Raw genomic sequence first — 20,348 nt, 5'->3', positions numbered from 1 at the left:
CGTTAAGAAATAGCGTGCTTGCCAGCCTAGTGAGTCAACCGTTTAGGCTGTAGGGCCAGTCGTTACATACCAGAGGGACAGACGAGTGATGTCACAGTAACGGGCACGAACTGGCTCTAAAGGCTTGAACCAGCGTTGCTTACAGTGATGTCAGAACTCGCCCCATCGCCTTTTAATCATTTAAATAACGTGGAGAGATTGCAATGCCTAGCGTACTTATTACCGGAGCGACGTCAGGGTTTGGTAAAGCGGCTGCCCAGCGCTTTGCCAAAGCGGGCTGGTCATTGATTTTAACCGGGCGACGCGTAGAGCGCCTCAAAGCACTTGAGGAGGAGCTTTCCAAGCAGGTGCCCGTGCTAACGCTGGCGCTGGATGTCCGCGATAGTGACGCGGTGACTGACGCCATTAGCAACTTACCGGAAACGTTTCTGCCGCTGACGTGTTTAATCAATAATGCGGGGTTAGCCCTGGCACCGGAACCAGCGCAAAAGGTGGCGCTGGAGGATTGGCACACCATGATCGACACCAATATCACCGGGTTGGTCAACGTCACTCACGCGGCGCTACCGCTGCTGCTGAAAACCGGTAAAGGCGCGAGCATTCTCAATCTCGGTTCCGTAGCGGGGCAGTGGCCCTATCCGGGCGGGCATGTGTATGGCGCGTCGAAAGCCTTTGTCCAGCAGTTCAGCTACAACCTACGCTGCGATCTGTTAGGTACTGGCGTGCGGGTTACTGACCTGGCACCCGGCATGGCAGAAACCGAGTTCACACTGGTCAGAACTAAAGGCGACCAGGCCGCTTCGGATGCACTTTACCGGGGTACGACGCCACTTCAACCGGAAGATATCGCCGAGCAGCTTTACTACTTGGCCACGCTGCCCGCCCATATCAACATCAATCGCTTGGAAATTATGACCGTTCGCCAAGCATGGTCAGCGTTTGCGATTGATCGCGACCAAGATTAAGATTGCTTAGCAGAAGGCAATAATCCACCCGTTGAAACTTGATCACGCCCTTCCTCTTTCGCAAGGTAAAGGGCGTTATCCACCCGTTCCATTAAACTTTTGACCGAATCTTGCGAATGCACCTCGACGACACCAAAACTGGCCGTGACACTGCCTTGAATAGGAAAAGCGGTGTGCTTAATCGCATCTCGAATTTTGTTAGCAAGGCGCACCGCCTGCTCAAGGGAGGTTTCAGGGGCTAATAACATAAACTCTTCACCACCCCAGCGTGCGCAACAATCCGCTTTACGTAGAGTGCACTTAAGTAAATCGGCAAGCGCTACCAGCACCTGATCACCGACATCGTGCCCGTGGCGATCATTGATCTGCTTAAAATAATCGAGATCCAACATGATCAAAGAGAGCGGTCGAGCATAGCGATGTTGACGATTGACCTCGCTTTTCAGTACCGCATCAAACTGCGCCCTATTCACTAGCCCCGTTAGCATATCGGTGGTTGCTAGCCGCTCAAGCTGCGCCTCTTTTTCCATCTGCTCGGTCACATTGCGCTGGGTTAACACTAGTGTAATGGTGTCATTGTGGCGCACACCCATCGCCGTAATTCGCCATTCAACATAGCGACGCGACCCATCATGGCGGCGATTGACTTCCAGCCCACCAATACCCTCAAAAAAACTTTCCGCATCATTGAGCAAGGGATTCAGTGCATCGTGCAACTGGTCAAAAATTTGCCGGTTAGCTGCCTCTTGCTGAACAATAATAGGCGCTGCTCCCAGCCACTCTTCACGGCTGCCACCCCAGAGTCGCTGATAGTCGGTATTAACGTCGACAATATGAACTCCAGGCGCACTTCCTTGAACACTGAGAATGGCCACCGCATGGCCTGGCTCTTCACCATCGGCGTCCTGCCCTGGTCTCGCATAGTGCTGGTACATGCTATTTACGCATCCTTGTAAAATAGTCGTGAGATCACGGTGCTAAACGTCAGTTGGCCGTGATATCCATAGCCGGTAAAGCGCTGGGGTAAAGAAAAACGACACTAGCGTCGCTAAGAGCAGTCCAAAACCAACGGTTTGCGCGAATGGTGGCCATAGCCCACCGGTAGCCAACATCAGCGGAATTAAGCCTGCAAAGGTAGTGACCGTGGTCGAAACGATATGCCGACTGGTGGGGCCACTGATCACCGCCAGCATGGCATCGATATCGCCTCGGCGGGCGGCTTCATCGTCATCAAAGGCAGCAATAATGATAATAGTGGCATTAATCGCTACCCCTACCAGCCCCATAATGCCGACGATAATCACAAAGCCAAACGCATGCCCGCTTAGTAGCAGCGCCACAATGCCCATGCCCATCGCCTGGGCGCCGGCAATAAACACGATGGCGGCCCGCCGAAAGGAGTTAAATGCCAATACCACGGTGGCCACCATGGCTATGACCAGCAGCACCACCGAGGCAAGCAACTTGCCCACGGCATCATCTCGCTCGGCGGCTTCACCACCGGTTTCGATTCGGTAACCAGGGGGCAATTGAAACGCCCCCGACGCCAACGCTGCCTGAAGCTTGGCATCCAACTGAGCCATGGAGACCGCCGGAAGAGCGTCGGCCACCAGGTACCCTTGTACCAACTGCATCCGTTCAGCGTTACGGCGGGTAATCACGCTCCAGGCAGGCGTGAGTGACACCTCTGCCACCACCGCCAGTGGCAGTCCATCAGCTACTTGATCGCTGACCAGGCGCAGCGCCGCCAGCTGTTCGGCGTTAGTGCGCCACTCATCGGCGTAGCGCACCCGCACAGGCAGTTGCTGGGTGTCCTCCAGCAGCATGCCTGCCGATTGCCCCGAGAGCGCGGCCCCCACTTGTTCCGCTAGCCGCTGCGGCGTTAGCCCCGCATCACTCAGTGCGGTGTGGTCGATATCCAGGGTTAACCTGGGCAAATCACGCTGCATGCCAGCGCGCACATGGGTCACCTGAGGCAGTTGGTGCATTAGGCCCGCTAGCTCAAGTCCCAGCGATGACAGCACTGCTAGATCATCACCATAGACACGTAGCTCAATGGGGGCTTTAAACGGCGGCCCCTGCTCATACTTGCGCACTACGCTTTGGGCCTGGGGGAAGCGCCGATCAAGCGCCTGCTGTAAGGCGGGCACCCGTTCATTAGTGATTTGTAAAGACGCTGTGTCCACAATCAGGTGCAAAAATGCCGGGTTGTTATCCTCATTGGTAAGCACGTTGTAGTACATCATTGGCGCGCTTTCACCGACAAACGCCGAGACGCGGGTGATGCCCGGCAGCTCACGAATCATGGCATCGACTTCATGGGCCAGTGCTTCGGTGTTGGCCATACTGCTGGCGGGGGGCAGGCGCACCTCGATGTGAAACTGGTCGCGGTCTGCGGGAGGAAAAAACGCCACGTCCAGCGTGGGCATCAACGCCATGCCACCCACGGGCACGGCACACATAGGGTGATGATCATGGCGGCCCAGGGGTGACGCAGCGCGCTGCGTACCGTACGGCGGAAGCCGCGCTTGAGCATCCCACTGACGCCGTTATTTCGAGGCGTTGGAGGTTTATCAGCGACCCTGGCTAACAGCATGGGTGACAGCGCAGGCACCAGCAGCAACGAAACCAGATAAGAACTTACCAGTGCGACCATCACCGCCATGGCCAGGGGCCCTACGAATTCCCCCGCAGGGCCTGGCATCAACACAATCGGCATAAACGCCAATATGGTGGTTAAGGTGCTGGCCAGCAGCGGCACCGCTAAGTGGCGTAATGTGTCCCGGGTAGCGGCAAGCGCTGAATCACCTTTCAAAAAGCGCTCGCGCAGGGCGTTGGTCATCACAATGGCATTGTCGACCATCAGCCCCAGCGCCACGATAATACCGGTAATACTCATCTGGTGAATATCGATACCCAGCGGCTTGAAGAACGCCAGGGTGAGCAGAGCCGTGGCGGGGATCGCCAACCCCACCGTCACCGCCGAGCGCCAGCCCATGGTGATGAACAGGATCGCCACCACCAGCGCTAACCCCATCAGCAGACTGCCAGCCACGTCACTTAAGCGCTGGTTGGTGTAACTGGCCTGTTCGAAAACCTCTTCAACCGCGATGCCGACAGGCAATTCATCGGCGAACACCGCCAACTGCTCTTGTGCTTTTTCCACCCAGCTATCAATTCGCTGGCCGGGTGCCATGCGTGCGCCGACATACACCGCTCGTTCGCCGTTAAGCAGTGCCACTGCGGCGGGCGGGTCTTGCACGCCCCGGCGTAGCTCAGCCAACTCGCCAAGTCTTACGGTGTGCCCCTGCCGAGTCGTCACTTCTATCTCGCGTAGCCTATCGAGCGCATCAAACTCACCGCTTAGCCCCACTGTCAGCCGGTGGCCGTCGGTGACCACTTCACCAGCGGTACGTCGTCCATCGCTTGCCTCAATAGTGGCCGCTAATTGCCCGACGGAGAGCCCCAAGGCGTTCAGTTCAAGCGGGTTAACCCTCACCTCAACCTGCTCCCCCGCCACGCCAAAGCGGTGGGTATACTCTGTGCCAGGGACGTTTCTAAACGCTGCTTCCAAACGCTCGGCGTAGCGCTCCATCAGTTGGGGATTGGGCGGGGTATCCAGTGTCCAGCGCAATGCGGCCACGATGCTAAATGCGTAGCCCCGATCATCCAGCAGTTCCGGCGTTTGCACGCCGTCAGGCAGGGTAGGGGCGACATCGGCCAGCTTGTCGCGCACGCGGCTCCACACCGGCGTTACATTGGTCACGGCATCCTCAAGCTCAAGGCTAATCACCGCAATGCCCTGGCGTGAGGTGGATTCCAGCACGTTAATCTCAGCGATGGTGCGTAGCTCATCCTCAATGGGACGCGCCACTAAAGCTTCGACCTGCTCGGGGGTGGCGCCAGGAAAAGGCGCAAGCACGGTGGCCATGCGCGCCACCAAATGGGGGTCTTCCGCGCGTGGCAGCGTTTGAATGGCCGACAGCCCGGCGACAACGAGAAGGCCCAGGGCTAGCGCTAACAGTCGACGGTTAAATAACCACTCAAGGCGCTTCATAGGCCACTTCCTCGCTTAGCGTGACCTGCTGACCTGGCGTTACACGGTGGGTGCCACCGGTAATCAGCCGCATGCCCGACGCCAGCGTGCCGCGTACAAAGGCCTGGTCTCCTTCGCTATGCAATAGCTCCACGCTGGCCTGGGCCACACGGTAGTGATCGTTCTCTAACGGCTCGGCCACCAATACGTTCCACAGGCCACGGTCGGCGGCTTGCAGGGAATCCAACGGCACCCAGTATCCGTTTGCGGGCTCTGTGATCTTGTAGCGCAGCTCTGCCAGATCGCCGGGCACGGCATGGTCTGGGGTTTCCAGCGACACCACCAGCGTCTGGGTGCGACTGTCGCTATCAACCTGGGGGAGCCGAGCACGTACCTTACCGCTGACTTCCTCACCATTCACCATCAGCTCAACGGCTTCACCTGGCGTAAACGTCGCGGCCAGCGCTGCGGGTAGGCCAAGATGCGCTTCTAACTGCTCGACATCGATAAGATCGAAAGCGGTAGTGCCGCTACTCACCAAGCTGCCGACACTGACATGGCGCTCGATCACTCGTCCGCCGAAGGGCGCTTTTAACGTGCTGTCATCCAAATCGGCGGTAAAGCTATCGCGCTCGGCTGCCAGCGCCGCCAGGCGAGCCTGGAGGGTCAGTCGATCTGTCCGGGCCTGATCCAGCGCCGTGCGGCTGGCAAAGTTATTCTGGTTTAGCTGCGCTTCACGCTCCTCCTGGCGCTGAGCCAGGGCGAGGCTGGCACGGGCTTCTTCACTGCGTGCAGCTACCTCCGCTAAGCGGCTTTCCAATCGACGGGTATCCAGCGTGGCAAGCACATCCCCCTGTGCAACCGCATCGCCTCTGTCTGCTGACACAGCACTAACCCGCCCCGCGGGTTCGAACGCCAGCGATACCGACTGGCGCGCCACCACACGTCCGGTTAAGCGCACATCGCGTTGCAGTTGCTCGGCTTGCTCCAGGGCCTTGGTCGACACCTGTAACAGGGCGTTATCAGCGCCTTGCTGGCGGGCCTGCTGAGCACTGCTGTGCTGACTGGAGAGAGAAAATACCGTCGCCAGTGTGGCACCTACCATCAACAGCGCCGCCAGCGTGCCGCGAAACCGGTGGTTCCAGGAAGTTTTTAGAGGAGTGCCCATGTTGGCCTCGAAATGGTTTATTCTTGAACGATACCGTTCACTATAATATTTGTACGCTCACGTTCAATATTTATTTACTCAATAGCCCGGATTGCACCGAATGACAGAGCCCCAACATACATCGCCTGAACCAAAGCGCCGCGCTGGCCGACCCAAGGATATGGTTAAACGGGATGCCATGATGGATGCGGCGGCGTGTCTGTTTTTTCGCCACGGTTTAGAGGGGGTAACGATGGAAGCCGTTGCCCGGGAAGCGGGGGTTTCCAAAGTCACCGTATACGGCCACTTTGCGACCAAAGAGGCACTGTTTGGCAGTGTGATACGGCGCGAAACGGAAACCATCCGCAGGGGATTAGATAAGCTGCCCGACACCCACGAGGGGGTTCGCCAATCACTGATCGACGTCGGCGTGAGCTTAGTGCACTTTTTATTAGAGCCCCATGTCCTGGCGGTTGAGCGGGTGATGAATACTCAAGGAGAGCAGCACCCTGAGCTGCTACAGGCTTTTTTTGAGGCAGGCCCGTGGGCCACTAAGCAGTGGTTGCAGGAGAAATTGGAGGGACTAGCCCAAACCGGGCATTTAACGCTTAGCGCCCCCACGCTTGCCGCCAACCACCTGTGCAGTATGTGGCAAGGCATGTTGGTCACAGAAGTCCGTATGGGCGTTCGCCATCTCCCCAGCGATGAAGAGCTTCATCGCCAGGTCAATAGCGCCGTGGATGTGTTTTTGGCGGCGTATGGAAATGCATAGACCAAACACAGCCCATTGAAAAATCACGATCTGTTTTAACGCCGTTCTAGCACACCGATTAGCGCCGGTATTGGCAGGTTTTGATCCTCTACCGATTCATATAAGTTGCGGACGGCTTTAGCGATACCACCCTCCACGGCAAGGTCTTCGGTCATCGTATGGTAGTAACCGAGGTCTTTGCTGGCATTGGCAACGCTAAACTTAAAGCCTGAAGGGTCATTGTCAGCGATATAGGGGCGCAGCCGCTCGAGTACTACCCCACCGCCGCCGCCTGCGCCAAGCACTTCAAGCAAGGCGGTATCGCTGATGCCCGCTTTACGTGAAGCGACAGTGGCCTCCGCCAATACCGCAGAAAACCCAAGCGACACAAAATTATGCAGCAGTTTAAGGGTATGCCCCGCGCCCACATCGCCCGCATGGGCAATATTTTCGGCAAAGCCCTGCAGCAGAGACAGCGTTTCATCGAACAGTGCCTTCGGCGCACCAACAATCAAGTTGAGCCGCCCTTCAGCCGCTTCTTTGGGGGTGCGCGTCATGGCGGCATCCATAAAGCGCCCGCCAGCCTCTGTGACTCTGGCAGCGACGTTTTCTGTTGAACTGGGCAAGGCGGTGGAGCAATCCACCACGATACTACCGGGCGTTATCCCTTCCAAAACGCCGTTAGGTTCAAATAGCACCGCTTCTACTTGGGGTGAGCCGGTCACGCACAGAATCACCACCTCAGCGCTCTGTGCTACCTCTCGGCCTGAATTCAACGCGGTAGCACCGGCGGCCAGCAGGTCATCTACGGGCTGATTGCCCGAGTGATTGAGAAAGCTGACTTGGTGGCCTGCGCGCAGCAGACTGCTGGCAATCCCATGGCCCATAAGGCCTACGCCGACGATGCCTACCTGGCGAGATGTTGTCATTGTCATTGCTCCATTAATGGTGATTAGTCGTGCTTGATAGCAACCGTCTTAATTCGGGTATAGCTACGCAGACCTTCAAAGCCTTTCTCTCGGCCATGGCCGGAACGCCCAACGCCACCAAATGGTAGCTCTACACCACCGGCGGCACCGTAGTTATTGATGAATACCTGACCGCTGCGAATACCTTTGGCCAAACGGAGCTGGCGACCACCATCGCGCGTCCAAATACCGGCACAGAGGCCAAAATCGGTAGCATTAGCCAGCGCCAGAGCTTCCGCTTCGTCCTCAAACACCTGCACCACCAGCACTGGGCCAAACAACTCTTCTTGAAGCACTTCATGCCCTTCGGGAATATCGGTGAGTAGTTGAGGCACTACGAAGTGGCCGCCGCTTGGCGCGCTTGCGGCTAACTGACCTTTTGCTGCCACGCGAATACCGTCGGCTTCGGCGGCCGCCAAGCGCGCTTCCAGCTTGGCTTTTTGACGCGCATTGATCAGTGGGCCGCAGTCAGCATCCGCTTCGCCTGCATCACAGCGCAGTGCAGCGAAGCGCTCGCTGAGGTTAGCGACCACGCTCTCAGCGATCTCCCGCTGCACCAGCAAACGGCTGCCTGCGGAGCAGGTCTGCCCGGCATTCTGAATAATGCCGCGCACCACCGCAGGAAGCGCGGCATCAATATCCGCATCGGCAAACACTAATTGGGGAGACTTACCGCCAAGTTCCAGGGTGACGGGTACATGGTGCTGCGCGGCCGCCTGGGCGACATGGGTGCCGGTCTCTGGCGAGCCGGTAAAGGAGAGATGATCAATGTTTGGGTGGGCAGCAAGGGCAGCGCCCGCTTCAGCACCAAGCCCTGGCACCACGTTGAGTGCACCCGCCGGAAGGCCATGATCCACTGCCAGTTGCGCTAAACGCAGTACGCTTAAACAGGCATCCTCCGCGGGCTTGAGCACAACGGTATTACCCGCGGCCAGCGCCGCCGCTACGCAGCGCCCGAAGATCTGCGATGGGTAGTTCCAGGGAATAATTTGCGCACACACGCCGTAGGGCTCACGCAGGGTCATGACCGCGAAGTCGGTCTCAAAGGGGATGGTTTCACCGTGGAGCTTGTCCGCCGCACCGCCATAGAAGCGAAAGTAGCGTGCGCAGGCACCAATATCGCCCCTGGCTTGAGTCATGGGCTTCCCGGTATCAGCACACTCAAGCTGTGCCAGTTGCTCGTGATGCGCCTCGATAATATTTGCAAAGCGTAGCAACCATTCGCTGCGCTGCCGGGCAGACCAACTCGCCCACTCGCCCAATTGGCCGGAAAACGCCTGGTGTGCCGACTCAACGGCTGCCTTAACGTCACCCTCCTGGCTACGTGCTATACGTGCCAAAGGCTCACACGAAGCTGGTGCTTCTACTTGTAAGGTAGTGGCCGTATCAACCCACTCACCACCAATCAGCGCCTGCTGAGGCGGTAACACTAATGCATCTTGCATATCGCACTCCTTTAATTGTCATTGTTCGGGTAATGCTAAAAAGCGACAGGATTCAGTAAAAAATTAACCGTAAAAAGCAGTCACCAGCCCCATGGAAATCCACGGCATATAGGTAATCGCCATTAGGCAGGCCAATACCACCAGCACAAAGCGCACCAGCCATGGCAGCATTTGATCGATCGAGATTTTGGCAACCGCACAGGCAGCAAAGAGGTTTACGCCGAGCGGCGGCGTAATCATGCCAAGCGCCAGATTAACCACCATCACCAGCCCAAAATGGACGGGGTGGATGCCAAACTGCATTGCAATCGGGGTCAATATCGGTGCCAACACCAGAATAGCGGCGGAAGTTTCGATAAACATGCCGACAACCAACAGCAATGCATTGACCACCAGCAAAAACATCAGAGGATCATTGATGGTATTGGTGACCAGGGTGGCGATTTGTGCAGGTAGCCCCGTGCGGCTAAGCAGAAAACTAAATAGCGAGGCCGCGGCAATAATCAACATAACGGCGGCGGTAGAGATCACGCTCTGGCGCATAATCGGCCACAGGTCATCGACCTTCAGTTCACGGTAGTAGAAACCGCCCACGATCAGGGCAAAAAACACGGCCACGGCGGAGGCTTCAGTCGGGGTAAATATCCCGCCATAGATACCGCCAATCACGACCACCGGCATTAGCATGGCCACCCAGGCACGCTTTACCGAGATCATAAATCCGGTGCTGTCTTTATAGTCGTCCTTGCCGTAACCGCGCACCTTGCAAAACAGGTAGAGAAAGAGTATCAGCGCGCTGCCAATCAATATGCCGGGGCCAATGCCGGCGAGGAACAGTTGGCCAATGGACGTATCGGTACTCACGCCATACAGAATGAGAGGAATCGACGGGGGTATAAGCACACCCAGCTCAGCGGATGACGCCTGAATGGAGGCAGCCAATGGCTTTGGGTAGCCATGTTTCACCATCGCCGGAATCAGGATGGCGCCAATCGCGAAGGTGGTGGCCACACTGGAGCCTGACACCGCCGCAAACATCATGCAGGTCAGTACGCAGGACATGGCCAAGCCACCCTGCACCTTCCCCACGATAGATTTGGCTAAGTCCACCAAGCGCTGGGAGATGCCCCCTGCGGCCATCAAATTCCCGGCAAGAATAAAAAATGGGATCGCCATGAGCGGGAATTTATCAATACCGATAAACATCTGCTGCGGCACCAGCAACAGTGGCAAGCGAGTAAAGAATTCGATGCCGATAATTGACGCCAGGATAATCGAAATCGCGATCGGCACGCCGAAGGTGAATAGAATGATCAGCGACAGGCCAATAACCATATTCATGACTGCGCCCCTCCTTTAGGGAGATGGCCATCTTCAACCAACGCCTTCTCAGGAGTAATTTCGCTATTCTCCGGCCCTACCTTTTCACGTCCACTGAGCTGCGCTAAAAGCCGAGCCGCAACAGCCACAATGGCAAAACTTGAACCCGTGGGAATCGCCGCATAGGCCCACGACATCGAAATATTCATTCCCGACATTGTTTGATTGCTCACCCGCATCGTCATTTGGATGCCGTAATGGATCAGCACCCCAAGCACCAGCAGGCAGCACACCACAATGAGCACCTCTAAAAGAGTGAGAAAACGCGCAGGTACCACTTTATAAACGACCTCCACCGCCATCATGTAACCGCCCCGAAAGGTGGCGGCAGCGGCCATAAATACGCACCAGATCATGGCAGCGCGGGAGGCGACTTCCGTCCAGGTAGAAGGGGCGTTAAACACAAAGCGGGTGAGCACCTGATAAAAGCTGAGGGTTACCGATATCGCCAGCATCACCACTGCAATCAGCATTGCAAGCCGGGTTAACTGATGCTCAAAACGAAGAAATACCGCTAGCATAAGAGATCACCATGCCAAAGCGGCCTCCGGCTACGCCGAAGGCCGGGGAGGAAGAAGCGCTCAGCAACTGCTGGCTTTGTCCTGAATGCGCTCCAGCATTTCGGTGCCGTACTCAGAAGTAAATATCTCATAGGCGGGCTGAACCGCTTCCTGGAAAGGAGCAACATCAATGTCGGTCTTTACCGTCATACCATTCTCTTCCAGCAGCGCCACGCCTTCACGCTCTAGCCGCGAGACCTCTTCACGGGTTGCTTCAGCAGATGCGACAGCAGCTTCCCTAAACCAGCCACGCTCTTCGTCACTTAAGCCATCTAGCAGAATCGGCGACCCCAGGACGATGGCCGGCGAATAGACGTGCCCGGTTAATGAGAGATAATCCTGCACTTCCCAGAAGTTGGTGGCGACGATGACCGTAATCGGGTTCTCCTGGCCATCGACGGTACCCTGTTGAAGTGCCGTGAACAGTTCCGGGAAGGCCATCGGCGTTGGCCGAGCACCCATCTGACGGAAAGCCTCCTGATGCACCTCGTTCTCCATGGTGCGAACGCGCAGGCCTTCGGCATCTGCTGGTGTGGCAATTTCTCTCTGGCTATTGGTCAAATGGCGGAAGCCATTCTCTGTCCAAGCCAGGCCGATCAAATCGTGATCGCCCATTTTTTCCAGTAGCTCGTCGCCAAGCTCACTATCCAGCACGCAGCGCGCCTGGTCGTAGTTTTCGAACAGGAACGGCAGGTCGAGCACATAGGTTTCGGGAACGAAGTTACCTAGCGGGCCGGTGGAGGTAATCACCACATCGACAGTGCCAATTTGCAAACCTTCGATCATCTCCCGCTCGCCGCCCAGTGACCCCGAGGTGTGCTCGGTTACCTTAAATTCGCCATCAGACAAACGCTCCAGCGCCTCTTTAAAGGCATCTGCACCCACTGAGTAGTGGGAGCTATCAGAAAGGGTGTGCCCCAGGTTCACTTCCGTCGCCGCATGGGCTTGTAGTGCAATGCCAACGGTAGCAATACCGCTAATCGCCGCCACCAGGGCATGGCGTGTAATTGTGGGTGTCTTTGTAGAGTGTTGCTTAGTCATTGAAGTGCCCTCTTTATGTTGTTGTGAGGGTGGAGTGTGGAGCGACACACGCTATTGCTAGCGTCGCCCCAGGCTTTTGCCTACCTCGGGTGGCAGGCCGGAACTCACGACGGTTCAGTAACGAACGCATCAATAATCTGTTTAAAGTTGTCGTCGCCCACAAAACCAAGCTGCTTGGCTTTCGCGGTTTCAAAACGCGCAGGCCAGCTCGCCACAATGGCTTCAATGCGCGGGTCAGGCTCATGGCGTACCAGCGAAAGCGCTTTCTCGCCGGCCACATCGCGCAGTGCTGCCAGCATATCGGCCACCGTGACGGTAATGCCGGGTAGCATAAAGGCGCGAAAAGAGGCCAGGGCTTCGCTCGGCACTTCCGCACCATGAATCAGCGCCGCCACCACTTTGCCCGGTGACATCACAAACATCGGCAGCTCGGTAGGCACCGGGCAAACCGCCTCTTCGCCCTTGAGCGGCTCACGTAGGATGCTGGAAGCAAAGCTGGAGGCCGCAGCATTAGGGCGGCCGGGTCGAATCACAATCGTCGGTAGGCGCAGCACTAAACCATCAATGAGCCCTCGGCGGCTGTAATCGTTGATGAGCAGCTCGCACATGGCTTTTTGTGCACCGTAGGAGTTTTGCGGATGGAGTGCCGTCATATCATCCAGTACCTCCGGCAACTCACCGCCGTAGGCCGCCACGGAGCTGGCCATAATCAAGCGAGTATCGGATAGCTCCTGCTCCCGGCAACCTTCCAGCAGCGCCCGTGTGGCATCGAAGTTAACCCGCATACCGAGTTCCAAATCGGCTTCTGCGGCGGAGCTTACGACCGCCGCCAGGTGGTAGATCACATCAGGTCGCTGCTCTAACACGCTATCCAGTGCGTCGGGTTGGGTAATATCCAGCGCCACTGATGTCACAGCAACGCTTTCCGCTGCAGGCTGCGGCGCTTCGATCTGGTCAATCAGTGTCAAGCGCGTAATAGGCTGCTGGCGAAGCTCACCACGTTCAAGTAATTGGTTGACTAAACGCTGGCCGAGAAACCCAGCAGCACCGGTAATGGCAATATGCATCGTGAGGATCCTGTTGTAGTGTTGTTATTGTTCATTCAGTTGGGGCAGATCAGTGAGTGTCGATTAGAGAGTGCCGATCAGTGTGTGATTAGGCCCCACACCTCGCCCCACCCCAGCCCCGCGCGAGTGTCGGCCTGGGGGCGATACTCGCAGCCGATCCAGCCGCTATAGCCCAGCGCGCTTAAGCGCTCGAAGATGGCCGGGTAACGCACCTCCCCCACATCCGGTTCGTGGCGCCCGGGTACGCCTGCGACTTGAATATGCCCTATGGAGCTGAACTGGCGCTCAAGGTGGCGAATCAAGTTGCCGTCCATAATTTGGCAGTGGTAGAGATCAAACTGTAGCTTTAGATTTTCTGCCCCAACCTCTTCCAATACCGCCATGGCCTGGGCCTGGCGAGAGAGAAAAAAGCCGGGCATATCGCGCGTATTAATCGGCTCGATCAGTATCTCTCGGCCAACTTTCGCCGCCTCTTCCGTAGCAAAATGCAGATTGCGGATATAGGTGGCGTGGTGTTCAGCCTGGGTCGCGGCATCGGCATTTTCCGGGAGCAGCCCCGCCATGGCATGCACCCGAGGGCAGTTGAGCGCCTCGGCGTAACGTAGCCCTTCAATCACCGAGTCACGAAACTCTCCTTCTCGACCCGGCAAGCTCGCCAAGCCTCGCTCACCTGCATCCCAATCACCTGGCGGCAGATTAAACAGCACTTGCTCCAGTTGGTGCTTGTTCAGCGCATCTCTTAACTCATCGTCGGCATAGGCGTACGGGAACAGGTACTCAACGCCTTTAAAGCCCGCCTTCGCAGCAGCGGCAAAGCGATCCATAAAGGCGTGCTCGTTAAACAGCATGCTGAGGTTGGCGGCTAATCGAATCATCGTGGTGCTCTTGTTGTTCAGTACGTCATTGTTAAGTACGTCGTTAATCCCGTGGAAAGCGCGCTTCCAGCTCCGCCACCTGTTCCGGCGTTAGCCCTCGCGGGTTTTCGCCCCTTAACAACAGGTAGAGCTTGGCGGTTTCTTCCAATTCTTCGGTGGCGTAGATCGCTGCCTCGAGGTTTTTACCCGCCACCACCGGGCCGTGGTTAGCCAGCAATACCGCGCTGTGTTTGCCCGCTAACCCCCGCACTGCATCGCCCAGTTTGGGGTCGCCAGGAATGTGATACGGCACCAGCGGCAGTTTCCCCACCCGCATCACGTAGTAGGCAGTGAGTGGTGGTATGCAGTCGCAGGGATCTACGCCCGGCAGGCAAGAGACCGCCACCGAGTGAGTGGAGTGCAGGTGCACAATCGCGCCGGACTGCGGGCGCTCCTCGTACATCGCCATATGCAAAAACTGCTCCTTGGTAGGCTTATCGCCACTCAGCAGTTGGCCGCTGTTATCCAGATGGGAGATCCGCGCAGGATCCAGCCGCCCCAAGCATGCGTTGGTGGGTGTCATCAGCCAGCCGCCATCGTCCAGGCGCACGCTGATATTACCGCTAGAGCCCATGGTCAGGCCGCGGTCAAACAGCGACTTGCCCAGGGTGCTGATCTGCTCCCGCAAACTGTTTTGGGGATGGCGATGCAAGTGGATGCTCATACCAGCACCTCAAACGCCCGGGTAAAGAAATCGACACCACCAAAGTTGCCAGATTTCAGCGCCAGCGACAGCGGCACTTCGCGACCCGTCATGAAAGTTTGCGCCCAGGGCACGCCGGGGTCGATCTGCTCGCCGATGCGCAGGGTGGCAATGCCCAGCGCCGAGACCACCGCGCCGGAGGTTTCGCCCCCGGCGACCAGCAACCGGCCCACGCCTTCGTTAACCAGCGTCACTGCCAGTTGGCTCAATGCTTTTTCCACCAGCGCACCCGCATGCGCAACGCCAAGAGCTTGCTGGGTGGCGTTAACCTTTTCAGTATCAGCCGAGGCATAGAGCAGTACCGGCGCCTCTTGAGATAAGCGCTTGCGGGCAAAGGCCAGCGCCTCTTCCTGCTGTTGTCCTCCTTCAGCCAACGCCAAGGGATCCAGGGCGAAGCCACCAGCAGGGTGCTTGGCCAGAAAATCCGCCACCTGGGACAGCGTGGCCCGGGAGCAACTACCGGAGAGCACCAGCGCCCCGCCCGAGGCAGGCGATAAACGCCCCGGCTCACTGATCGTGCCCAGCCAGCCCTGTGCACGATACTGGGCGGGCAACGCCTGCCCTAGCCCTGAACCGCCGGTGACCAAGGGCATCGCAACCGTAGCTTCGGCAAGTACATCCAGATCCTGCTCATCCAGGGAATCACAGATCACATGGCGAACCCCCTGATCTGCCAGCATCGTTAAGTGAGTGCGGGTCGCCTCTGCGCCTTGAACCAGCACCGCGCGGTTGGCTAAGCCCACCGGGTGCGGCGTTTGGCGGGCGAGTACTCGCACCAGATCCGCGTCCTGCATGGGGTTCAGTGGGTGGTGCTGCATACCGCTGTCGTTGAGCAAGCGGTCGCCCACAAACAGATGGCCTTGGTAGACCGTACGGCCGTTAACCGGGAAGGCGGGCACTATCACCGTCTGGTACGCGTCCAGGGCTTCCAGCAGCGCATCCGCCACCGGGCCGATATTGCCCTGGTCGGTGGAGTCAAAGGTGGAGCAGTACTTGAAGAACAGCTGCCGGGCGCCCTGCTGGCGAAGCCACTCAAGGGCAGCCAGTGAGTCCGCCACGGCTTCGTCTACTGGGCAGGAACGCGATTTCAGCGCCACGACCACTGCATCGATATCAGCGAGGTCGATTTCTTGTTGGGGCACGCCAATCACCTGCAGGCAGCGCATACCGCCGCGCACCAGGTTATTGGCAAGGTCGGTCGCTCCAGTGAAGTCATCGGCAATAGCGCCCAGTACGATGTTCGCTCCCATCCCCATTTTATTAGGCTCCCTGGGCGTCGTTGGCAGCTTCTGGCAACGCGATGCCCGATAACCGCTGGTAGACTTTAATCACTGCCGAGTCATCTTCGCGACCAAAACCTGCACCGCTGGCAGCGGTAAACTGCTGCAGAGCGCTGGACGCTACCGGTGTTGCCAATGCCAGCTCGCGGCCGGTTTGATGCACAATGTTGAGATCTTTGACGAAGATATCCACCGCCGAAAGCGGCGTGTAGTCACCACTCAGGATATGCGGCACGCGGTTTTCGAACATCCAGGAGTTGCCCGCCGAGTGGGTAATGACGTCATATATCACCTCTGGGTCGAGCCCCATGCGAATGCCCAGCGCCATGGCCTCAGCAGCGGTGGCGATATGCACACCTGCCAGCAGTTGATTGACCAGTTTCATACTTGAGCCAACGCCAGGCGCATCGCCAAGGCGATAAACCTTGGCAGCCATGGCGTTTAGCACCGCTTCGGCGTAGGTAAATGCCTCCGTTGCCCCGGATGCCATTACCGATAGTTCACCACTTTTGGCTTTAGCAGCACCGCCGCTAATCGGCGCATCCAGCAGCAGCAAGCCCTCTGCCGCCACACGCTCACCAAGCTGTTTGGCCTGACTGGGCGCCACCGTGGCGCACTGTATGATGAGACTGTCTCGAGCCAAGTGGCTTACCACACCCTGCTCACCGAACAGCACTTGCTCAACCTGCGCCCCGTTAACGACAACCACCAACACGATATGGCAGTGAGCAAGCTCGGCAGGAGTGGCTACGCTTTGCCCCCCTGCTGCCACGAAGGCATCGCGTGCCCCAGCGGAAATATCACACCCGGTCACATTGAATCCCTGCTTGAGCAAAGCGGTGGCCGTACCCATGCCCATGGCGCCCAGGCCAATAAGACCTACTTGAAGTGATTGCTTATCGTGTTGGCTCACCTAACGGCACCTCTTTGTTGTTGAGACAGTGGTTGAGACGGCTGTTGAGACTGTTGCTGAGATCGTTGTTGTGTTTGTTGCTCTCGTCGCAGTGCAATTAGAAGCTAAATGGTAGCGCTGTCATGATAGCGCTACCATTCGTTTTAGATTATTGTTGGCGTTACGACAAGCTGAAAATCAGGGACGTGCGACCAATGTCTAAAGACTCGCCCAACGCTGCCTCTCCCAGCCCTGCCAGGCAGCGCCGAAGCTCCGACCAAGTCACGCTCAGCCAAGTGGCGCAAGCGGCAGGGGTATCACCGATTACCGCATCTCGAGCACTGAACAACCCTGATAAGGTCAGCGATAGTGCACGCCTGAGTGTTCTACAAGCCGTAGAGCAATTGGGCTACGTGCCCAACTTGGTAGCCGGTAGTCTGGCTTCATCCCGATCACGGCTGATTGCCGTGATCGTGCCGTCACTGATCAATAGCGTGTTTGTGGAAGTCATCAAGGGGCTGCAGGAGACGCTGGAAGCCGAGGGCTACCAGATACTGCTGGGTAACACCGACTACGATCTAGACCGCGAGTATCAATTGGTGCGCACTTTTCTGGGCTGGTCATGCTCTGCACTGGTCACCGCTGGGCTGCGCCATAACAAGGCGTGCCATACGCTGCTGGCGAACTGGGATCACCCCATTATGGAGGTGATGGAGCTGGGCAAAGGCATGGATCTTAACGTTGGGCTGGATCACGTGGCGGCAGGCCGCTGCATGGCCGACCATCTTCTCGACAAAGGCTACCGCCAGATTGTTTATGTAGGCGCCCGGCTCTCGCAGGATTATCGCGCCAGCATGCGTTTTGATGGACATAAAGCGGTACTAAAGGAGAAAGGGATCGACGCCCCACTACTGGAACTAGATACCCTGGGCAGCCTACAGGCGGGCGCTGAAGGACTGGCCCAAGTGCTCGTGCAATACCCTCATACCCAAGCCATTCACTTTGCCAACGACGACTTGGCGGCAGGCGCCCTGCTGGCGGCTCAACGTCAAGGGCTAAGCGTGCCAGGGGATATCGCCATTGCCGGGTTTAACGGCCTGCCCCTTGGTCAGCACGTAACTCCTCAGCTCACTACCATTCTTTCACCCAGAGAAGAGATGGGCCGCTTAGCCGCCAAAGAACTCATCCGGCGTCTAAGCGGTAAAAACGTCTACCGCCGCCAGCACGATGTGGGCTTTACGCTCCAAACCGGCGGGAGTACTTAGGCCGTCTCAGTGCTCATATCGCTGGCGGTTGACCAAGAATCTCCAAGCCTGATCCCAGCTCGTTTTCAATTGCCTGACCGATTGCCAGCAGGCTGGCGTCTTGCCACGGCCCGGCCAGCACTTGCAGGCCAACGGGCATACCTGCGGCGTCTTTCCCAACCGGCAGCGTTAAGGCACACAGGCCTAGGAAATTAGCGATCACCGTGTTGCGCAGAGCATGCATGTTGGCTTTGGGATAGGCGCCTTCTGGCTCGAGACTTTCGATAGTGGGCGGGGTAATCGCTACCGTGGGAGTAAGGACTGCATCTACATCGGCCATGCGAGCGGCGGCAGAGGCGGCAAGCGAGTCCAGCACCGTGCGACGACGCACATACTCCCAGGCAGGCATGTCATCTGCCGCTTTAACGCGGGCGGCGACGTTAGGATCCAGGGAGTCAATCATCTCGGGTAGCTCGGTGTTTAGAAACGCTGCCAATTCCGGCGCAGCCACACCGCCCAGCTTGAAGAGTTCGTACGCTTCGTCGATGCCGGGCAACTCGAGGGTCACTATTCGCGCCCCGGCGGCTTCCAGCTGCTTAATGGCACCGCGTACGGTTTCCGCGATACCTGGACTGCAGTCGTCCCAGAAAAACGTTTCTGGTACTCCAAAGGTCAACCCGGCAAGCGTCGGTGTTGCTGGCATTCGATCATCCTGACCGCTAAGGCCGCCATCCAACGCATCGAACGCAAAGGCAAGGTCATCTACCCGACGCGCCAGTAACCCTGGGGTATCCAGCGTGCTTGAAAGCGGTACGATCTGCTCGGTCGACCAGCGCCCGGCGGTGGTTTTCAGGCCGACTACGCCGGTCATTGAGGCGGGAATACGCACTGAACCGGCGGTGTCGGTACCTAATGCCAAACTTGCCGTACCGCCCACCAGTGAAACGCCCGCGCCGGAGCTTGAGCCACCAGGCGTGCGGTGCTGATGTGCATCCCACGGGTTGCGTGGTGCTCCCCAATGGGCATTGGTGCCCAAGCCGCCAAAGGCAAACTCAACGGAGTGGGTTTTACCCATCACAGATGGCAGCTGTTTCAATAGTGTGCTCACCACCGGGCCGGGGCGCTCCCAGCGCTTCGGCAGGCGTTGAGAAGAGCCCGCATAAGTGGGCAGCCCGGTCACGGCGTAGATATCCTTGATCGATATCGCCATGCCCATTAGCGCCCCTGTATCACCACCCTGGGCGAGCACCGCATCGGCAGCTTTTGCCATTGCCAGTGCCTGCTCGCCGTTCCAGGTGAGGTAGGCGTGGTCGTGTTTGCCGCGCTGATGATAAGCAGCGACTGCCGCTTCGGCCAGCGCGGTAGCAGTCAACGTGCCTGCCCGAAGCCGCTCGCGCTGCTCACGCAACGGTAGAAAAATGGGTGAATCCTGCATGCTTTACGTACCTCTGTGGGTGCTTAACGCACTTCAAAAATCGCTTCGACTTCCACCGCCGCATTGCCGGGTAGTGTCGCTACCCCAATGGCGGTTCTAGCGTGACGCCCTGCATCGCCAAATAGCGCGACAAAAAGCGCTGATGCCCCGTTGATCACCAGCGGCACATCGTGAAAGCCCGGCGCCACATTGACGAACCCATTCATGCGCACGCAGCGCACCACGCGGGAAAAATCGCCATCAACGGCATCGCTGAGCGAGGCCAGCAGGTTCAAGGCACACGCCTGGGCCGCCAGCTTGCCGGTTTCAAGATCGAACTCAGCCCCCACCTTGCCGGGATAGAGAACATCACCGTCACGCTCGCAAATCTGCCCGGCTAAAAACAGCTGGCTGCCCAACTGGGACCAAGGCAGAAACATGCCACGCGGCCTTGGAATCGCCGGTAACGTAAGGCCCTGCTCCGCCACCGCTTGTTCAATCGTTTTACTCATGGTTCGTTGTCCTTATTGTTTAGCTTCAT

General features: G+C 57.7%; 19 protein-coding genes. 3 read left to right on the top strand and 16 right to left on the bottom strand.

The features are described 5' to 3' along the window. The first annotated feature begins 203 nt into the window (after window positions 1-203). A complete protein-coding gene (locus tag E0L35_RS00335) occupies window positions 204-965 on the top strand; it encodes an SDR family NAD(P)-dependent oxidoreductase (protein ID WP_138799273.1) in 762 nt (253 codons plus the stop codon). Here the strand turns inward: E0L35_RS00335 and E0L35_RS00330 are convergent. The 4 genes from E0L35_RS00330 to E0L35_RS00320 are packed head-to-tail and all read right to left on the bottom strand — an operon-like array spanning window position 962 to window position 6,169. Further along, a complete protein-coding gene (locus E0L35_RS00330) occupies window positions 962-1,900 on the bottom strand; it encodes a sensor domain-containing diguanylate cyclase (protein WP_138799272.1) in 939 nt (312 codons plus the stop codon). The genes E0L35_RS00335 and E0L35_RS00330 overlap by 4 nt on opposite strands. Before the next feature lie 42 nt (window positions 1,901-1,942). Continuing rightward, the gene (locus E0L35_RS26805; protein WP_283241522.1) at window positions 1,943-3,427 is read right to left on the bottom strand and encodes an efflux RND transporter permease subunit; all 1,485 of its coding nucleotides are present in this window, start codon (window positions 3,425-3,427) and stop codon (window positions 1,943-1,945) included. Continuing rightward, window positions 3,394-5,022 (bottom strand): efflux RND transporter permease subunit, encoded by a 1,629-nt coding sequence (locus tag E0L35_RS26800; protein WP_283241521.1) that lies wholly within the window; start codon window positions 5,020-5,022, stop codon window positions 3,394-3,396. Before E0L35_RS26800 ends, E0L35_RS26805 begins: the two co-directional genes overlap by 34 nt. Continuing rightward, window positions 5,009-6,169 (bottom strand): efflux RND transporter periplasmic adaptor subunit, encoded by a 1,161-nt coding sequence (locus E0L35_RS00320; RefSeq protein ID WP_138799271.1) that lies wholly within the window; start codon window positions 6,167-6,169, stop codon window positions 5,009-5,011. The genes E0L35_RS26800 and E0L35_RS00320 overlap by 14 nt, the downstream gene beginning before the upstream one ends. Before the next feature lie 100 nt (window positions 6,170-6,269). Between E0L35_RS00320 and E0L35_RS00315 the strand changes: the two genes are divergently transcribed. Beyond that, complete coding sequence (locus tag E0L35_RS00315; protein WP_138799270.1) at window positions 6,270-6,920, top strand: TetR/AcrR family transcriptional regulator; 651 nt, start codon at window positions 6,270-6,272, stop codon at window positions 6,918-6,920. Window positions 6,921-6,955: 35 nt separating this feature from the next. Here E0L35_RS00315 and E0L35_RS00310 read toward each other — a convergent pair whose 3' ends face one another. The 10 genes from E0L35_RS00310 to ltnD all read right to left on the bottom strand — a co-directional run bounded on the left by E0L35_RS00310 (window position 6,956) and on the right by ltnD (window position 17,170). Next, on the bottom strand, window positions 6,956-7,828 hold the full coding sequence (locus E0L35_RS00310) for an NAD(P)-dependent oxidoreductase (protein ID WP_138799269.1): 873 nt from the start codon (window positions 7,826-7,828) through the stop codon (window positions 6,956-6,958). Between the two features lie 23 nt (window positions 7,829-7,851). Then, window positions 7,852-9,312 (bottom strand): aldehyde dehydrogenase family protein, encoded by a 1,461-nt coding sequence (locus E0L35_RS00305; RefSeq protein WP_138799268.1) that lies wholly within the window; start codon window positions 9,310-9,312, stop codon window positions 7,852-7,854. 63 nt (window positions 9,313-9,375) lie between these two features. Further along, window positions 9,376-10,653 (bottom strand): TRAP transporter large permease, encoded by a 1,278-nt coding sequence (locus E0L35_RS00300; protein ID WP_138799267.1) that lies wholly within the window; start codon window positions 10,651-10,653, stop codon window positions 9,376-9,378. Beyond that, entirely contained in the window at window positions 10,650-11,213 is a 564-nt protein-coding gene (locus tag E0L35_RS00295) for a TRAP transporter small permease (protein WP_009285964.1), read from the bottom strand. The genes E0L35_RS00300 and E0L35_RS00295 overlap by 4 nt, the downstream gene beginning before the upstream one ends. A 60-nt stretch (window positions 11,214-11,273) precedes the next feature. Continuing rightward, window positions 11,274-12,293, bottom strand: coding sequence for a TRAP transporter substrate-binding protein (locus E0L35_RS00290; protein WP_138799266.1), 1,020 nt, complete (start codon window positions 12,291-12,293; stop codon window positions 11,274-11,276). A 104-nt stretch (window positions 12,294-12,397) separates the two neighbouring features. Beyond that, window positions 12,398-13,360: a D-erythronate dehydrogenase gene (gene denD / locus E0L35_RS00285; RefSeq protein ID WP_138799265.1), complete on the bottom strand. Its 963-nt coding sequence runs from the start codon at window positions 13,358-13,360 to the stop codon at window positions 12,398-12,400. A 77-nt stretch (window positions 13,361-13,437) separates the two neighbouring features. Continuing rightward, complete coding sequence (otnI, locus tag E0L35_RS00280) at window positions 13,438-14,235, bottom strand: 2-oxo-tetronate isomerase (RefSeq protein WP_138799264.1); 798 nt, start codon at window positions 14,233-14,235, stop codon at window positions 13,438-13,440. Between the two features lie 43 nt (window positions 14,236-14,278). Continuing rightward, window positions 14,279-14,938, bottom strand: a complete 660-nt coding sequence (otnC, locus tag E0L35_RS00275) for a 3-oxo-tetronate 4-phosphate decarboxylase (protein WP_027957118.1) — start codon at window positions 14,936-14,938, stop codon at window positions 14,279-14,281. After that, a complete protein-coding gene (gene otnK / locus E0L35_RS00270) occupies window positions 14,935-16,233 on the bottom strand; it encodes a 3-oxo-tetronate kinase (protein ID WP_138799263.1) in 1,299 nt (432 codons plus the stop codon). The genes otnC and otnK overlap by 4 nt, the downstream gene beginning before the upstream one ends. Window positions 16,234-16,237: 4 nt before the next feature. Then, window positions 16,238-17,170, bottom strand: coding sequence for an L-threonate dehydrogenase (gene ltnD, locus E0L35_RS00265; RefSeq protein WP_138799262.1), 933 nt, complete (start codon window positions 17,168-17,170; stop codon window positions 16,238-16,240). A 194-nt stretch (window positions 17,171-17,364) separates the two neighbouring features. Here ltnD and E0L35_RS00260 point away from each other — a divergent pair, with 194 nt between their 5' ends. After that, entirely contained in the window at window positions 17,365-18,414 is a 1,050-nt protein-coding gene (locus E0L35_RS00260; RefSeq protein ID WP_138799261.1) for a LacI family DNA-binding transcriptional regulator, read from the top strand. A gap of 13 nt (window positions 18,415-18,427) precedes the next feature. On the opposite strand, the gene E0L35_RS00255 is transcribed toward E0L35_RS00260, so the two are convergent. Further along, window positions 18,428-19,828: an amidase gene (locus E0L35_RS00255; protein ID WP_138799260.1), complete on the bottom strand. Its 1,401-nt coding sequence runs from the start codon at window positions 19,826-19,828 to the stop codon at window positions 18,428-18,430. A 23-nt stretch (window positions 19,829-19,851) separates the two neighbouring features. Beyond that, window positions 19,852-20,319: a RidA family protein gene (locus tag E0L35_RS00250; RefSeq protein ID WP_138799259.1), complete on the bottom strand. Its 468-nt coding sequence runs from the start codon at window positions 20,317-20,319 to the stop codon at window positions 19,852-19,854. Window positions 20,320-20,348: the final 29 nt, after the last annotated feature.

The organism is Halomonas sp. ATBC28 (genome assembly GCF_005937175.1).
Taxonomy (GTDB): Bacteria; Pseudomonadota; Gammaproteobacteria; order Pseudomonadales; family Halomonadaceae; genus Vreelandella; species Vreelandella titanicae.
The sequence above is the reverse complement of the archived record's forward strand: the minus strand, read 5'-3'. Positions and strand labels throughout refer to the sequence as shown.

Excerpts from the sequence above, each read along its gene's own strand:
- otnI (WP_138799264.1), bottom strand. The coding sequence starts at position 14,235 with ATGATTCGATTAGCCGCCAACCTCAGCATGCTGTTTAACGAGCACGCC.
- otnC (WP_027957118.1), bottom strand. The coding sequence starts at position 14,938 with ATGAGCATCCACTTGCATCGCCATCCCCAAAACAGTTTGCGGGAGCAG.
- E0L35_RS00255 (WP_138799260.1), bottom strand. The coding sequence starts at position 19,828 with ATGCAGGATTCACCCATTTTTCTACCGTTGCGTGAGCAGCGCGAGCGG.
- otnK (WP_138799263.1), bottom strand. The coding sequence starts at position 16,233 with ATGGGGATGGGAGCGAACATCGTACTGGGCGCTATTGCCGATGACTTC.
- E0L35_RS26805 (WP_283241522.1), bottom strand. The coding sequence starts at position 3,427 with ATGTGTGCCGTGCCCGTGGGTGGCATGGCGTTGATGCCCACGCTGGAC.
- E0L35_RS00335 (WP_138799273.1), top strand. The coding sequence starts at position 204 with ATGCCTAGCGTACTTATTACCGGAGCGACGTCAGGGTTTGGTAAAGCG.
- E0L35_RS00260 (WP_138799261.1), top strand. The coding sequence starts at position 17,365 with ATGTCTAAAGACTCGCCCAACGCTGCCTCTCCCAGCCCTGCCAGGCAG.
- E0L35_RS00290 (WP_138799266.1), bottom strand. The coding sequence starts at position 12,293 with ATGACTAAGCAACACTCTACAAAGACACCCACAATTACACGCCATGCC.
- E0L35_RS00330 (WP_138799272.1), bottom strand. The coding sequence starts at position 1,900 with ATGTACCAGCACTATGCGAGACCAGGGCAGGACGCCGATGGTGAAGAG.
- denD (WP_138799265.1), bottom strand. The coding sequence starts at position 13,360 with ATGCATATTGCCATTACCGGTGCTGCTGGGTTTCTCGGCCAGCGTTTA.
- E0L35_RS26800 (WP_283241521.1), bottom strand. The coding sequence starts at position 5,022 with ATGAAGCGCCTTGAGTGGTTATTTAACCGTCGACTGTTAGCGCTAGCC.
- E0L35_RS00305 (WP_138799268.1), bottom strand. The coding sequence starts at position 9,312 with ATGCAAGATGCATTAGTGTTACCGCCTCAGCAGGCGCTGATTGGTGGT.
- E0L35_RS00300 (WP_138799267.1), bottom strand. The coding sequence starts at position 10,653 with ATGAATATGGTTATTGGCCTGTCGCTGATCATTCTATTCACCTTCGGC.
- E0L35_RS00310 (WP_138799269.1), bottom strand. The coding sequence starts at position 7,828 with ATGACAACATCTCGCCAGGTAGGCATCGTCGGCGTAGGCCTTATGGGC.
- E0L35_RS00315 (WP_138799270.1), top strand. The coding sequence starts at position 6,270 with ATGACAGAGCCCCAACATACATCGCCTGAACCAAAGCGCCGCGCTGGC.
- E0L35_RS00295 (WP_009285964.1), bottom strand. The coding sequence starts at position 11,213 with ATGCTAGCGGTATTTCTTCGTTTTGAGCATCAGTTAACCCGGCTTGCA.
- E0L35_RS00250 (WP_138799259.1), bottom strand. The coding sequence starts at position 20,319 with ATGAGTAAAACGATTGAACAAGCGGTGGCGGAGCAGGGCCTTACGTTA.
- E0L35_RS00320 (WP_138799271.1), bottom strand. The coding sequence starts at position 6,169 with ATGGGCACTCCTCTAAAAACTTCCTGGAACCACCGGTTTCGCGGCACG.